The sequence below is a fragment of the Sphingobium sp. LSP13-1-1.1 genome, assembly GCF_040676415.1.
In the GTDB taxonomy this organism is placed as follows: domain Bacteria; phylum Pseudomonadota; class Alphaproteobacteria; order Sphingomonadales; family Sphingomonadaceae; genus Sphingobium.
In genome coordinates this window covers 48,607-62,267 of sequence record NZ_JBEGHU010000045.1, presented here as the reverse complement: position 1 = coordinate 62,267, position 13,661 = coordinate 48,607, and the positions used below count along the sequence as shown (strand labels likewise).

General features: G+C 66.0%; 13 protein-coding genes. 4 read left to right on the top strand and 9 right to left on the bottom strand.

Annotated elements, in window-relative coordinates; genetic code table 11:
• Positions 1–51 precede the first annotated feature (51 nt).
• The 8 genes from fdhD to hmgA all read right to left on the bottom strand — a co-directional run bounded on the left by fdhD (position 52) and on the right by hmgA (position 9,354).
• Positions 52–870, bottom strand: coding sequence for a formate dehydrogenase accessory sulfurtransferase FdhD (gene fdhD, locus MRBLSP13_RS17600; protein ID WP_363755830.1), 819 nt, complete (start codon positions 868–870; stop codon positions 52–54).
• Positions 867–1,103: a formate dehydrogenase subunit delta gene (locus MRBLSP13_RS17595; protein ID WP_363737385.1), complete on the bottom strand. Its 237-nt coding sequence runs from the start codon at positions 1,101–1,103 to the stop codon at positions 867–869. The genes fdhD and MRBLSP13_RS17595 overlap by 4 nt, the downstream gene beginning before the upstream one ends.
• A 10-nt stretch (positions 1,104–1,113) precedes the next feature.
• Positions 1,114–3,960, bottom strand: a complete 2,847-nt coding sequence (gene fdhF, locus MRBLSP13_RS17590; protein ID WP_363755828.1) for a formate dehydrogenase subunit alpha — start codon at positions 3,958–3,960, stop codon at positions 1,114–1,116.
• The gene (locus tag MRBLSP13_RS17585; RefSeq protein ID WP_363755826.1) at positions 3,957–5,537 is read right to left on the bottom strand and encodes an NADH-ubiquinone oxidoreductase-F iron-sulfur binding region domain-containing protein; all 1,581 of its coding nucleotides are present in this window, start codon (positions 5,535–5,537) and stop codon (positions 3,957–3,959) included. The genes fdhF and MRBLSP13_RS17585 overlap by 4 nt, the downstream gene beginning before the upstream one ends.
• A complete protein-coding gene (locus MRBLSP13_RS17580; RefSeq protein ID WP_363755824.1) occupies positions 5,534–6,001 on the bottom strand; it encodes a formate dehydrogenase subunit gamma in 468 nt (155 codons plus the stop codon). The genes MRBLSP13_RS17585 and MRBLSP13_RS17580 overlap by 4 nt, the downstream gene beginning before the upstream one ends.
• A gap of 106 nt (positions 6,002–6,107) precedes the next feature.
• Complete coding sequence (gene maiA / locus MRBLSP13_RS17575) at positions 6,108–6,779, bottom strand: maleylacetoacetate isomerase (RefSeq protein ID WP_414714727.1); 672 nt, start codon at positions 6,777–6,779, stop codon at positions 6,108–6,110.
• Entirely contained in the window at positions 6,749–8,050 is a 1,302-nt protein-coding gene (fahA, locus tag MRBLSP13_RS17570; protein WP_363755822.1) for a fumarylacetoacetase, read from the bottom strand. The genes maiA and fahA overlap by 31 nt, the downstream gene beginning before the upstream one ends.
• On the bottom strand, positions 8,047–9,354 hold the full coding sequence (hmgA, locus tag MRBLSP13_RS17565; protein WP_363756030.1) for a homogentisate 1,2-dioxygenase: 1,308 nt from the start codon (positions 9,352–9,354) through the stop codon (positions 8,047–8,049). The genes fahA and hmgA overlap by 4 nt, the downstream gene beginning before the upstream one ends.
• 158 nt (positions 9,355–9,512) lie before the next feature.
• On the opposite strand from hmgA, the gene MRBLSP13_RS17560 reads away from it, so the two are divergent.
• Positions 9,513–9,962, top strand: coding sequence for a MarR family winged helix-turn-helix transcriptional regulator (locus tag MRBLSP13_RS17560; protein WP_363755820.1), 450 nt, complete (start codon positions 9,513–9,515; stop codon positions 9,960–9,962).
• Between the two features lie 22 nt (positions 9,963–9,984).
• On the opposite strand, the gene MRBLSP13_RS17555 is transcribed toward MRBLSP13_RS17560, so the two are convergent.
• The gene (locus MRBLSP13_RS17555) at positions 9,985–10,881 is read right to left on the bottom strand and encodes a LysR family transcriptional regulator (RefSeq protein ID WP_363737391.1); all 897 of its coding nucleotides are present in this window, start codon (positions 10,879–10,881) and stop codon (positions 9,985–9,987) included.
• A gap of 98 nt (positions 10,882–10,979) precedes the next feature.
• Here MRBLSP13_RS17555 and MRBLSP13_RS17550 point away from each other — a divergent pair, with 98 nt between their 5' ends.
• From MRBLSP13_RS17550 to MRBLSP13_RS17540, 3 genes are all read left to right on the top strand, one after another.
• Positions 10,980–11,588, top strand: coding sequence for a TetR/AcrR family transcriptional regulator (locus MRBLSP13_RS17550; protein ID WP_363755818.1), 609 nt, complete (start codon positions 10,980–10,982; stop codon positions 11,586–11,588).
• 348 nt (positions 11,589–11,936) lie between these two features.
• Positions 11,937–12,305 (top strand): hypothetical protein, encoded by a 369-nt coding sequence (locus MRBLSP13_RS17545; RefSeq protein WP_363755816.1) that lies wholly within the window; start codon positions 11,937–11,939, stop codon positions 12,303–12,305.
• Between the two features lie 40 nt (positions 12,306–12,345).
• On the top strand, positions 12,346–13,596 hold the full coding sequence (locus MRBLSP13_RS17540) for an efflux RND transporter periplasmic adaptor subunit (RefSeq protein WP_363755814.1): 1,251 nt from the start codon (positions 12,346–12,348) through the stop codon (positions 13,594–13,596).
• Positions 13,597–13,661: the final 65 nt, after the last annotated feature.

The following is a 13,661-nucleotide window of genomic DNA, read 5'->3' as shown; positions in this document are numbered from 1 at the left end:
CTTTCCGCGATTTCTCAACCAGCGATCCGAACCGATCGCTTGGAAATCGCTCTATTCCCCGCACTTATCCAGACCCAGCGCACCTTCCCCGTACAACAGGATGGAATCGGAGCGCGCCAGCGCCACCAGAGCAAGCCCCGCCCCCGCCGCCCTTTCGGCGGCAAGGCGCGTCGGCGCCGAAATCGTCACCAGCAAGGGGCAATCCGCCAGCACGGCCTTCTCCACCAATTCGTATGAGCAGCGCGAGGAAAGCAGCGCGAAGCCGCCATCCCATGCCCATCCACGCTGCCACATCGCGCCGATCAGCTTGTCGAACGCATTGTGCCGCCCGACATCCTCCCGCGCCAGGCGGATCGTGCCGTCGGCCGCCACCAGAGCCGCTGCATGGGCTGCCCCTGTTCTGGCGTTGAGTGGTTGATGTCCCTTCAAATCCCCCAATGCCCGGAAAACCGCCTGGCTGTCGCTCATTGAAGAGGCCGTGACGGACGGCAGGGGCCGGATCGCCTGGTCCAGATTTTCCAGCCCGCAAATTCCGCAGGAGGATTCCGAGGCGCGATGCCGCACCCGGCTCAGCAAGGCTTCGGTTCGCCCTTCCGGCAGGGTTGCGCGGACAATGATCCCTTGCCCGGTCGCATGCACATCTACATCAAGGAGCGCATCCTCCCGCCCGATCAACCGCTCCGCCAACGCAAAGCCAAGCACCAGTTCCTCTATGTCGGCGGGCGTGGCCATCAGCACGGCATAGCCGATGCCGTTAAATTCGATGGCGATCGGCATTTCGTCGGCCAGTTCGCGCGTCACGGGCGCGATGGGGCCTTCCGGCACTATTCGCCTGAAAATGAAGGATCGATCTTCCTGCTCCGCGCTCAAGGCGCCGTGATCCGTCCGACAGCTGCGGCGGCAATGGGCGACAGCGCATCGGGGCGGGCCGTCGCCAGCACAGCAATGCGCTGCTTCATCGCCGGATCCCAGAAGGCGCGGATATGGTCGGCCGTCATGGCGACCGCCTCCACCTCACCCAATGCCGCGACATTGCGGGCAATCTGGTTGGCCATGTAGATCAGGCGGTCCTCGGTCGACATGACCTCATTTTCATCGCTCATGCGCGCTATCCTATTCGGCCGCTTCCAGGGGCGCAATGCGTCTGCTCTGGCGCGCCTGACTTGCATAATCGCGCTGCCAGTCGCTCGGCCCGTTCGAACGCATGACCTGCACCGCCGTCACCTTATATTCCGGGCAATTGGTGGCCCAGTCCGAATAATCGGTCGTGATGACATTGGCCTGCGTGTCGGGATGGTGGAAGGTGGTGTAGACCACGCCCGGCGCCACGCGCTCGGTGATCAGGGCGCGCAGGCTGGTTTCGCCGGCGCGGCTCTTGAGCGACACCCAGTCGCCATCGTTGATGCCCCGGTTTTCCGCGTCGGTGGGATGGATCTCCAGCCTGTCCTCTGCATGCCAGGCCTCATTGGCCGTGCGCCGCGTCTGCGCGCCGACATTATATTGGCTGAGGATGCGCCCTGTCGTCAGCAGGAGCGGGAAGCGCGGCCCCGTCTTTTCGTCCGTCGGCACATAGTCAGTGACGACGAACTTGCCCTTGCCCCGCACGAAACCGTCGATATGCATGGTCGGCGTCCCGTCCGGAGCGGCATCATTGGCGGGCCACTGCAGCGACCCTTCCTCCTCCAGCCGGTCATAATGCACGCCTGCGAAGGTCGGGGTCAGGGCCGCGATCTCGTCCATGATTTCGGACGGATGCGCATAGGACCAGCCCAGCCCCATCGCCTGCGCGACGAGCTGCACGATCTCCCAATCCTCAAAACCATTCAACGGCGCCATCACCTTGCGCACGCGCTGGATGCGGCGTTCGGCGTTGGTGAAGGTCCCGTCCTTTTCCAGGAAGGTCGATCCCGGCAGGAAGACATGGGCGTAATTGGCGGTTTCGTTGAGGAACAGATCCTGCACCACCACGCATTCCATCGCCGCCAGTCCCGCGGCGACATGATGGGTGTTGGGATCGGACTGAAGGATATCCTCGCCCTGGATGAAGATACCCTTGAACGTCCCGTCCGTCGCCGCATCGAGCATGTTGGGAATGCGCAGCCCCGGCTCGGCATCCAGCGTGACGCCCCAGGCCTGTTCGAACTGGCCGCGCGCCGCATCGTCCGACACATGGCGATAGCCGGAAAGCTCGTGCGGGAAGCTCCCCATGTCGCAGGCGCCCTGGACATTATTCTGCCCGCGCAGCGGGTTCACGCCAACGCCTTCGCGACCGATATTGCCGGTCGCCATGGCAAGATTGGCGATCGCCATCACGGTGGATGACCCCTGGCTGTGTTCGGTGACGCCCAGCCCGTAATAGATGGCAGCGTCGCCGCCGGTCGCATAGAGCCGCGCCGCCATGCGGACTTCCTCTGCGCTGACGCCGGTCAGCGGCTCGACGGCTTCTGGCGAACGCTGCGGTTCGGCGACGAAATCGGCCCATTCGGCAAACTCGTCCCAATCACAGCGCTCCCGGATGAACGCCTCGTCATAGAGCTTTTCCGTGACGATCACATGCGCCAGCGCGGTCAGCATGGCGACATTGGTGCCGGGCCGCAGCGGCAGATGATGATCCGCCTCGACATGGGGCGACTTCACCAGGTCGATCCGGCGGGGATCGATGACGATCAGCTTCGCGCCCTGCCTGAGCCGCTTCTTCATACGGCTGGCGAAAACCGGATGGCCGTCGGTCGGATTGGCGCCGATGACAAGGATCACGTCGGCCTGCATGACGCTGTCGAAATCCTGCGTCCCGGCGGACGTCCCAAACGTCGTCTTCAGCCCATAGCCGGTGGGCGAATGGCAGACCCGGGCGCAGGTATCGACATTGTTGTTGCCGAAGCCCTGGCGGATCAGCTTCTGGACGAGGAACGTCTCCTCATTGGTGCAGCGGCTGGAAGTGATGCCGCCGATGCTGCGCGTGCCATATTTCGCCTGGATACGCCGGAACTCGCTGGCGGTATGGGCAATGGCTTCCTCCCACGACACCTCGCGCCAGGGTTCGTCCACCGATGCGCGGATCATGGGATTGAGGATGCGGTCGCGATGCTGGGCATAGCCCCAGGCGAAGCGCCCCTTGACGCAGCTATGCCCGCGATTGGCCTTGCCATCCTTCCACGGCACCATGCGCACCAGTTCCTCGCCCCGCATCTCCGCGCGGAACGTGCACCCGACGCCGCAATAGGCGCAGGTGGTGACGACCGCGCGATCCGGCGTGCCGACCTCCACCACCTTCTTCTCGGTCAGGGTCGCAGTCGGGCAGGCCTGTACGCAGGCGCCGCAGGACACGCATTCGGACGAGAGGAAATCCTGTCCCTGGGACGGCGCGACCTTCGAATCGAAGCCCCGCCCCTCGATCGTCAGGGCGAACGTTCCCTGCACCTCGTCGCAGGCGCGCACGCAGCGCGAGCAGACGATGCATTTGCTGGGGTCGAAATCGAAATAGGGGTTCGACTGGTCCTTGGCCTGGCCCATATTGGTCGCGCCGTCATAGCCATAGCGCACGTCGCGCAGGCCGACCGCGCCCGCCTGTTCCTGCAACTCGCAATCGCCATTGGCCGGGCAGGTCAGGCAATCGAGCGGATGGTCGGAGATGTACAGTTCCATCACGCCGCGCCGAAGCTGCTTCAACCGCTCGCTCTGCGTGCGCACCACCATGCCCTCGGCGATCGGCGTGGTGCAGGAAGCGGGATAGCCACCCCGTCCCTCCACCTCGACCAGGCAGAGGCGGCAGGAACCGAAACTCTCCACATTGTCGGTCGCGCACAGCTTGGGGATCGAGCAGCCGGTCAGCGAGGCCGCCCGCATGATCGACGTTCCCTCCGGCATCGTCACCGGCTGTCCATCGATGGTCAGGGTCACGCTTTTGCCCGTCGCGATGGCGGGGGGCGTTCCATGGTCGGTTTCGCGTGTGTAGCTCATTCCGCAGCTTCCTTGATCGGGGCGGGGGCGCCGAAATCCTCAGGGAAATAGTCAAGCGCGCTCAGCACCGGATAAGGCGTGAAACCGCCCAGCGCGCAGAGCGAGCCATATTTCATCGTGTCGCACAGGTCGCGCAGCAGCCCCGTCTGCGCCTCCAGCCCGACATCGATCCGGTCAGGCGTCCGGGAGTTGAGCGCCTTTTGAAGATATCCCTCCCAGTCGCGGTCCGGCGGCGACGCGGCGGCACCATCGCGCGCCGCAATGATCCGGTCCATCACTTCGATCCCGCGCGTCGATCCGATCCGGCAGGGCGTGCATTTGCCGCAGCTTTCGACCGAGCAGAACTCCATGGCGAAACGGGCCATATGGGCCATGTCGACGCTATCGTCGAACACCGTGATCCCGGCATGGCCGATCAGCCCGCCCGCCTGGGCAAAAGCCTCATAGTCGAATGGCAGGTGGAACATGCTGGCCGGGAAGTAGGCGCCCAGGGGTCCGCCGACCTGCACGGCGCGAACGGGCCTTCCACTCGCCGTGCCGCCGCCGATGCCGTTCACCAGTTCGCCAAGGGTGATGCCGAAGCCGATCTCATAGAGGCCGCCATGCTTCACATTACCCGCAAGCTGCACGGCGATGGTGCCCCGCGACCGGCCGAAGCCGACCGCCGCATAGGCCTCTGCCCCCTCCGTCACGATGAAGGGGACGGCGGCGAGGCTGAGCACATTGTTGATCACCGTCGGCTGACCGAACAGCCCGGCCAGCGCCGGAAGTGGCGGCTTTGCCCTCACCTGCCCCCGCTTGCCCTCCAAGCTGTCGAGCAGCGCAGTCTCCTCCCCGCAGACATAGGCGCCGGCGCCGACGCACACTTCGAGCGTGAAGGGCGCGATCCGATCGGCCGACAGCGCGATCGCATCCTGCATGGTGGCAATGGCGAAGGGATATTCGCTGCGGATATAGATATAGCCCTGGCTTGCCTGCACGGCATGACCCGCAATCGCCATGGCTTCGATCAGGCAGAAGGGGTCGCCCTCCATCAGCATCCGGTCGGCAAAGGTGCCGCTGTCGCCCTCATCGGCGTTGCAGACGATGAACTTGGTGTCGGACGCCGCATCCAGAACGGTCTGCCATTTGATCCCGGTGGGAAAGCCCGCCCCGCCCCGTCCGCGCAGCCCGGATGCCTTGACCATGTCCACCACCGCCTGGGACGGCATCGCCCGCGCCGCGTCCAGACCGCGCCAGCCGCCCAGAGCGGCATAGTCGGCCAGGCTGAGCGGATCGATGATGCCGCAGCGCGCGAAGGTGAAGCGCTGCTGTCCGGCGAAGAAAGGCAGGGCCGCCAGCTCACCCAGCCGGGAGGCATGGCTGCCATCCAGCACGGCCGCCACCTCTTCGGGCCCTACGGGGCCGAAGCCGATCCGCTTCCCCTCGCTCTCCACCTCGACCAGCGGTTCGATGGAGAAGAGGCCTCGGCTGCCGGTGCGCACCACATCGCATCCAGCCGCTTCGAAGGCGCGCGCGACTTCGTCAGCGCCCAGGGCGACCGAGGCCATGTCCCGGCTGATGTAGACGCGCGTCATGCCGCGATCTCCTGCGCGATCCGGTCAAGCGCGGCGGCGTCGATCCGGGCGACGGGCCTGCCGTCGACCAGGGCATTGGGTCCGATGGCGCACAGGCCCAGGCAATAGACAGGTTCCAGCGTCACCTGACCGTCGCGCCGCGTTTCGCCCATGGCGACGCCCAGCCGATCGGCCGCCGCCCTTTCCATCGCTGCGCCGCCTCGGGCCTGGCAGCTTTCGGCGCGGCAGAGTTTCACCACATGGCGGCCGGCGGGGGCGCGGCGGAAATCATGGTAGAAGGTCACGACTCCATGAACGTCCGCGCGAGAAAGGTTGAGTGCGGCGGCGATGGCGGGAATGGCCGCGTCATCGACAAAGCCTATCTCTTCCTGCAGCATGTGCAGCAGCGGCAGCAGGCGGTCGCGGGTGCGGCCATGAACCTGCGTCCATTCCTCTATCAGCCTTGTCGTCTCTTCCTGCTGCATCTTCCTCGCCTTTCCGGGGCGCCATGCTGCGCCCTGGAAGAGGCTGCGTCAAATTGAAGAGGATCATGTTTGATAGAAATTATCTATCAAACTCCTGGAGGGGTGCTCATGGATCAGCATCGGGCTGGACCGAGGGATGGGCGGCCACGAAGGGAGCCAGGGCCCGCGCCTTCTCTCCTGCCGCGACGAGCGCGGGAAAGGGCGACAGGTCGACCTTGAACCGCTCCGCCGAATAGAGCTGCGGCACCAGATAGCAGTCCGCCAGTCCCGGCCGGTCGCCAAATGCGAAACCCCGGCCGTGGCGCGCCACCCATATTTCCAGCGCGGCGAAACCCTCGGTGATCCAGCGGGCCATCCACCTGTCGATCGCGCCCTGATCCGCGCCGAGATCGGCCTTGAGGGCCTTCAGCACGCGCAGATTGTTGAGGGGATGGATGTCGCAGCCGATCAGCGCCGCCATGGAGCGCACGATCGCCCGCTGGTCCCGGTCGGACGGCAGCAGGGGCGGCCGGGGCCAGCGTTCCTCGATCCATTCCAATATCGCCGGGCTCTGCGCGAGGATGAGGCCGTCCGCCTCGATCACCGGGACCAGCCCCTGGGGCGACAGCGCCTGATAGCCCGTATCCCGCTGGGCGCCGACGCGCAGGTCATGGGCCACCTGGTCATAGGCCACGGCCTTCAGGTTGAGCGCGATCCGTACGCGATAGGCGGCGCTGGACCGCCAATAGCCATGGAGCGTCAGCGCGCTCATCGCGCAGGCCCGACCAGGGCGCGGCATTCGCCAAAGCCGATGGATATATGGCCCGGCGCCCGCGCCACCGCGGTCAGCGCCAGTTCGTCGCCATCCTCCAGGAAGGCGCGTTCCTCGCCGGTCGGCAGGGTGATCCGCACCTTGCCGCCTTCGGTCAGTTCCATGAGGCTGCCATAGCTGTCCGGGGTCGGGCCGGAGAGCGTGCCCGTGCCCAGCAGGTCGCCGGGATTGAGATTGCAGCCGTTGGAGGCGTGGTGGGCGACGATCTGCTGCGCAGTCCAGTACATGGACGAGGCAGGCCCGCGCGAAAGGCGCATCGGCGCCATGCCGGCCGCCCGCATCCTTGCGCTCGACAGATGGACCTCCAGGTCGAGGGCCAGCGCGCCGCCGGCCTGATCGGCCTCGTCCCACAAATAGGGCAAGGGCCGGGGATCGCCCTGCGGCCGGGGAGGCTGGGCGATGCGGAAGGGGGCCATCGCCTCCGCCGTCACCACCCAGGGGGAGATGGTCGAGTGGAAATTCTTGGCAAGGAACGGGCCCAGCGGCACATATTCCCAGGCCTGGAAGTCGCGCGCCGACCAGTCGTTGAGCAGGCAGAAGCCGGCAATATGGTCCGCCGCCTCGGCGATCGGCACGGTTTCGCCCAGCGCATTGCCGGCGCCGATCCAGATGCCCAGTTCCAGTTCATAGTCCAGCCTTTGGCTGGGTCCGACGACAGGCACTTCGGCATCGGGGGCCTTGCGCTGACCCTGGGGGCGGATCACCGGCACGCCGGACGGGCGGATGGAGGATGCCCGTCCATGATAGCCGATCGGCACATATTTATAATTGGGCAGCAAGGGATTGTCGGGGCGGAACAACCTGCCGATATTGGTCGCGTGGTGAATGCCGACATAGAAATCGGTATAATCGCCGATCGCGGCGGGCAGATGCAGCGCGCAATCCGTCGCCCGGTGCAGCAGGGGTTCGACCGCCTGCCGCTGTTCCTCATCGCTGAAAAGCGCGCTCAACCAGCGACGCAGCGCCAGCCGGTCCGCCGCCGGGAGCGCCATCAGGGCGTTGAGGGTGGTTCCGCCCAGCACGGCGGCGGCCGAGGCGGGAAGCAGGCCCGCCTCGGCAGCGACACGCAGGTCGAATATCCGGTCCCCTATCGCGACGCCCGCCCGCGCTTCCCCGCCGGGGGGCGAGAAAATGCCGTAGGGCAGGTTCTGCACCGGGAAGTCGGTATGGCCATTGGCCCCCTCCACCCAGCTCGACCGGGCAGGATCATGGGTTTCATCGATCTGCGGAAAGCTCATGCCCCCTCCTCTTCTGTCGAACCATCCCCCTGCGGCAGTTGCGCCTTGGCAAAGCCGGACCAGCAATCGTCATAATCCAGTTGACCGAGGGGCGTTTCCATCGCGAAACGGGTCGGGCGGAAAGGGAAGCGGCTTTCGAACATGAAGGCCATGGCGTCGCTGATCCGGTGCGGCTTCAACTGCGCGGCGAGCGCGCCTTCATAGCTGGCCCTGTCCGGACCATGCCCGGCCATGCAATTGTGCAGCGAGGCGCCGCCGGGCGCGAAACCGCCCGCCTTCGCATCATAGGCGCCGTGGACCAGCCCCATGAACTCGCTCATCACATTGCGGTGAAACCATGGCGGGCGGAATGTATCTTCCGCCACCATCCAGCGCGGCGGGAAGATCACGAAGTCGCAATTGGCGGTTCCGGCGCGATCGCTGGGGGAGGTCAGCACGGTGAAGATCGACGGATCGGGATGGTCGTAGCTGACCGTGTTCATCGTGTTGAACCGCCGCAGATCGTAGCGGCAGGGGGCGAGATTGCCGTGCCAGGCCACCACGTCGAAGGGAGAATGGTCCTGCGTCGTGGCCCACAGGCTTCCGCCGTATTTCTGGACGATTTCATGAGGGCTATCGTCATCCTCATAGCAGGCGACGGGCGTTTCGAAATCGCGGGCGTTGGCAAGGCCGTTGGCGCCGATCGGGCCGAGATCGGGCAGGCGAAACAAGGCCCCGTAATTTTCGCAGACATAGCCGCGCGCCGTCCCGTCGGGCAGGTCCACGCTGAACCGGACGCCACGGGGGATCAGCGCGACCTGTTCCGGCGCGACCTCCATCACGCCCAATTCGGTGGTGAGGCGCAGCCTGCCCTGCTGCGGCACGATCAGCATTTCGCCGTCGGCATTGGTGAAGGCGCGCTTTTCCATCGGGCGGTTGGCGGCGTAGAGATGGACGGCCAGCCCCTCGCCCGCCGCCGGATCACCCGCGCCGCAATAGCTGACCAGCCCGTCTAGGAAATCGACCGGATGTCCGGGCAGCGGCATCGGATCCCAGCGCAGGCGGTTGGGCGTGGGCGGCACTTCATCGAAGGGGCCGCTGCGCAGCAGCGTATCGCGGGCATAGGGCCGATAGGGCGGATGGTTGGCCGCCGGCCGCAGGCGGTAGAGCCAGCTTCGCCGGTTCTCGCCGCGCGGGGCGGTGAAGGCGGTGCCCGAAAATTGCTCGGCAAAAAGGCCATAGGGCGCATGTTGCGGCGAGTTGCGGCCCACCGGCAGCGCGCCGGGCACGGCCTCCGTCGCGAAATGATTGCCGAAGCCGGACATCATGCCTGTCATGCCGGCGGCGTCCTGCCCGGCGTTCCGTGCCATCCCATCCTGCCTCACTTGACCGAACTCCTGGCCGATTCCCCGGCCGCTATCTGGTATCAATTGTTACCATCATAGCGCTTTGCCAGGGAAGTATCAAATGTTACCAGATGGCAATGACCGGGAAAACGCTGCACCTTGACGATTTCATCCCCTATCGCCTGTCCTTCACGGCGGCGTTGCTGAGCGACAGCATCGCGCAAAGCTATGAAAGGCTGTTCGGCATCAGCATCGCCGAATGGCGTGTCATCGCTTGGGTGGCGGAGCGGGGGACGATCACGCAGCAGCAGATCTGCGCGCAGAGCCGCATGGACAAGGTGACGGTCAGCCGGGCCGCCATCGCGCTCACCGAACGCGGGATTGTCCAGCGCCTGCCCCATGCGCAGGACCGGCGATCCCATCTGCTGGCGCTGACGGAGGAAGGGCAGCGTCTGCATGACGCCATCGCCCCCAAGGCACTGGAACTGGAAGGCCGGGTCTTTTCGCATTTCAGCGCGGAGGAAGTGGAGACGTTCGTCGCCATGTTGCGGCGGATCGATGCGATCGTGCTGGGTGATGCGGGATGAGGAGCGGAGGGGGAGGTGCTCCTTAAATCCCGTCGATCCGCCCCGAAATGTCCCGCGCCACGGCCAGTACCGCCTGGGCTAGCGGCCCCAGCGGCGCACGGTCCGAGACGATCACGCCGATGCGGCTGCCGTCCTCCGCGTCGGGCAGGGCGAAGGTGCGTACCCAGTCCAGCCCGTCCAGCAGCATCGCATGGCTGTCGGGCACGATCGAGCAGAGCCGCCCCTGCCGGACCAGCGCGAACAGGGCGACATAACTGTCCGCCGTCACCACCGGACGCAGCGCGAGGCCCCGCTCGCCCAGGCGCGCGTCCAATATGCGCCGGTTCTGCATGCCCTGGTGCAGCAGGCACAGCGGCAGGGCGGCCACATCCTCCCATTCGGGCGGATGCTTTTCATCCAGCACGCCCCGCGCCGCCACGAGCATGTAGCGTTCGACATAAAGCGGGGCGGCCAGCATGTGGGAGGGCGGCTCGAAATCCAGATAGGTGAGGCCCGCATCCAGTTCGAAGGCGGACAGTTCCCGCTCGATCTGGCGCGAGGTCAGCGCGCGCACCGAGATGTTGAGGCCGGGATGCCGTTCCAGCAGCGACTCGACCAGCGGGCCGACGGCCGGCATCGCTGCGGGGATCGCGCCCAGCCGCAATTCGCCCTGCAACGGCCCCTTGGCGACGGCAGCCGCCTGCATCAGATTGTCGGTCGCCGCGACAAGCTGCTGCGCCCAGGGGAGGATCGCCCGGCCTTCCTCCGTCAGGCCCGCATAGCGGCGGTTGCGCAGGATCAGCCTTTTGCCCAGTTGCGCCTCCAGCGCGGAAATGCCGGCGGAAAGCGTGGGTTGCGACACATGGCATGCGGCCGCCGCCCGCGCGAAATGCCCTTCCCTCTCCAGAGCCAGGAAATATTGAAGGAGACGGGTCTGCATGCGTTTTACTCGCTGTTTTCCGGCTGATAGGACAAAGTGGCGCGCGGTAGAAGCCGGGTCTGGACGATGGGCGCCATCCGCACTATATACCGCTCGGTATGGAAACACAGACTCAGACAACGAGGGGAAGGCCGAGGGAGTTCGATCCCGAACAGGCGCTTAGCGCTGCACTCACCGTTTTCTGGCGGCGCGGCTATGAAGGCGCGTCCATGGCCGAGCTGACCGAGGCGATGGGCATCACCAAGCCCAGCCTCTACGCCTGTTTCGGCAACAAGGAGTCGCTGTTCCGCAAGGCGCTCGACCTCTATGAGCGCGACAAGCTGTGCTACATCAGGTCGGCGCTGGACGAACCCACGGCGAAGGGCGTGGTCGAGCGGCTGCTGCGCGGTTCGCTGGCGATCCAGACCGGGGCGACCGATCCGCATGGCTGCCTGGGCGTGATCAGCGCGGTCGCCTGCGCCACCCAGGCCGAGTCGATCCGCGACGAGGTCATTGCGCGGCGCGCCTCATCCGATGCGGCCCTGGTCGCCCGGCTGGAACGGGCGCGCAAGGAAGGCGACTTCCCCGAGACGATCGAGCCGCAGGCGCTGGCCACCTATCTGACCGCCGTGATGCAGGGCATGGCCGTGCATGCCAGCGCCGGAATGTCGCGGGAGCTGCTGGAGCAGCTTGTGGAGACGACCCTGGCCGTCTGGCCGGGCAAGTGACGGAAAAGAAAGCCTTTCGGAATTAGATACCGAAAAATTACCAATCGGTATAAAAGTCCCTTGACCCTGCTGCTGCAGTGCATTATATACCATTCAGTATTGAATGGGCCTGCCACCGCAAAGGGGTCATAGGATGCGGACATTTCTGAAACTCTGTCGTCGCTGACGACCTGACGCGTGCAGCCCACCGGGGCAGCGCGACCTGACCATCATTTCATCGTTCGACGCGTGGCCCGACGGTCGCGCGGCGGAGAGGTTTTTTTCCACGTTCGGCCGGGATGGCTCGCAGCGGACGACGACTTGTCGGCCCGGACATCCCGCCCTTGCGTCCTTTACAGGGGAATTGCCATGGCATTTCTGCAACTTGCCACGCTTGGCGAAGATGGCGGGACGATCGGTGCGGCAGCGGCGCCGAATGCCGGTTTCGCGCCCGTTGAATGGCAGATCATCCAGCTTGCGCGGCGGGACGGGCTGGCGTCGTTGCGCGCGCCGAACCGTTGGGACCGGCTGATAAGCTGGATCTTTGGAGAGCGGGCCAATCCGCGCCTTGCCAACGGGCGGCTGGAAAGCCTGCGCCGCCTGGCGGTCGACGCCTGGCATCGCGGCTATACGGTGCGCCCGTCCTTCCTGAAGGCGTTTCTCAAGGCTGGCTTCAGCGAAGGCCAGCTTGAGACGCTGCTCGCCAATATCAGCGCGCAAAGACGCGCCGCCTTTTGATCAGGGCGCCTGCCGCCCCAAGGTTCCCGGAGTTGACACTATGAACATGCACAGCCCCATCGACATCGACACCCGGTCGGCAAGCCCCCTTGTCCGCTGGCGAAAGCGTCATGTTTCGCTGGGCGTCATCGCGCTGGCCCTGGTCGGGGGCGTGACGTGGAAGCTGCTCGACAGGCCGGAGGCGCAGGCCGCCGCCACCCCGCTGGTCACCGTGGGCATATCCGCCCCGCTGACCCGCGCGGTGACGCAATGGGACGAATATGTCGGTCGCTTCGCCCCCAGCCAGACGGTGGAGATCCGCCCGCGCGTCTCGGGGTCGGTGACCGCCATTCATTTCAGGGACGGCGACTATGTGAAGGCCGGGCAACTGCTCTTCACCATCGACCAGCGGCCCTTCCTGGCGGCCCTGGCGGAAGCGAAGGCCAGCACCGCCAGCGCCCGCAGCGCGCTGCTGCTGGCGCAGAATGACTATAGCCGCGTCCAGCGCCTGACCGGGGACGAGGCGGTTTCGGCCAGCGAGGTGGATTCGCTGAGGTCCCGCCTGCAGGCGGCGCAGGCTGCGCTGGCGGGCGCGCAGGCGCGCGAGCGGCAGCGGGCGCTGGACGTCGAGTTCACGCAGGTCCGCGCGCCGATTTCGGGGCGCGTTTCGGACCGGCGGGTGGATATCGGCAATCTCGTCTCGGCGGGCGAAGGCACCGGCGCGACGCTGCTGACGACGGTCAACAAGCTGGACCCCATCTACTTCAACTTCGACGCGTCGGAGGCGCTGTACCTGAAGTCGCAGCGTGACAAGGGCGCGGGCGGCGCGGTCGAGGTCCGGTTGCAGGACGAAGCCGACTACCGGCACAAGGGCCGGCTCGACTTCACCGACAATGGGCTGGACCCGCGTTCGGGGACGATCCGGGTGCGCGCCGTGTTCGACAATGCGGACATGTTCCTGACGCCGGGGATGTTCGGCAATATGCGGCTGGCCAATGGCGGCAAGGTCAATGCCCTGCTGGTGCCTGACGAGGCCATCCAATCCGATCAGGCGCGCAAGACCGTGCTGGTGGTCGGGCGGGACGACAGCGTCGCGGCCAAGCCGGTGGAACTGGGCCCCGTGGTCGACGGGCTGCGCATCATCCGGTCGGGGCTGACGCCCGGCGACCGGGTCATCGTGTCGAACATCCAGGCGGCCATGCCCGGCGCGAAGGTCGCGACCAGGCCGGCGGTCATCACGGCCAGCCCGGCGCCGGTTGCGCCGACGGATAGCGCCGCGCCGATAGCTGCCCAGGCAACCTTCGCGCGATAGCCCCCGGAACAGCGCGCTCCTGCCTTCGCAGGGGCACCGAGAATATAGCAGATCCGTCCCCCCCG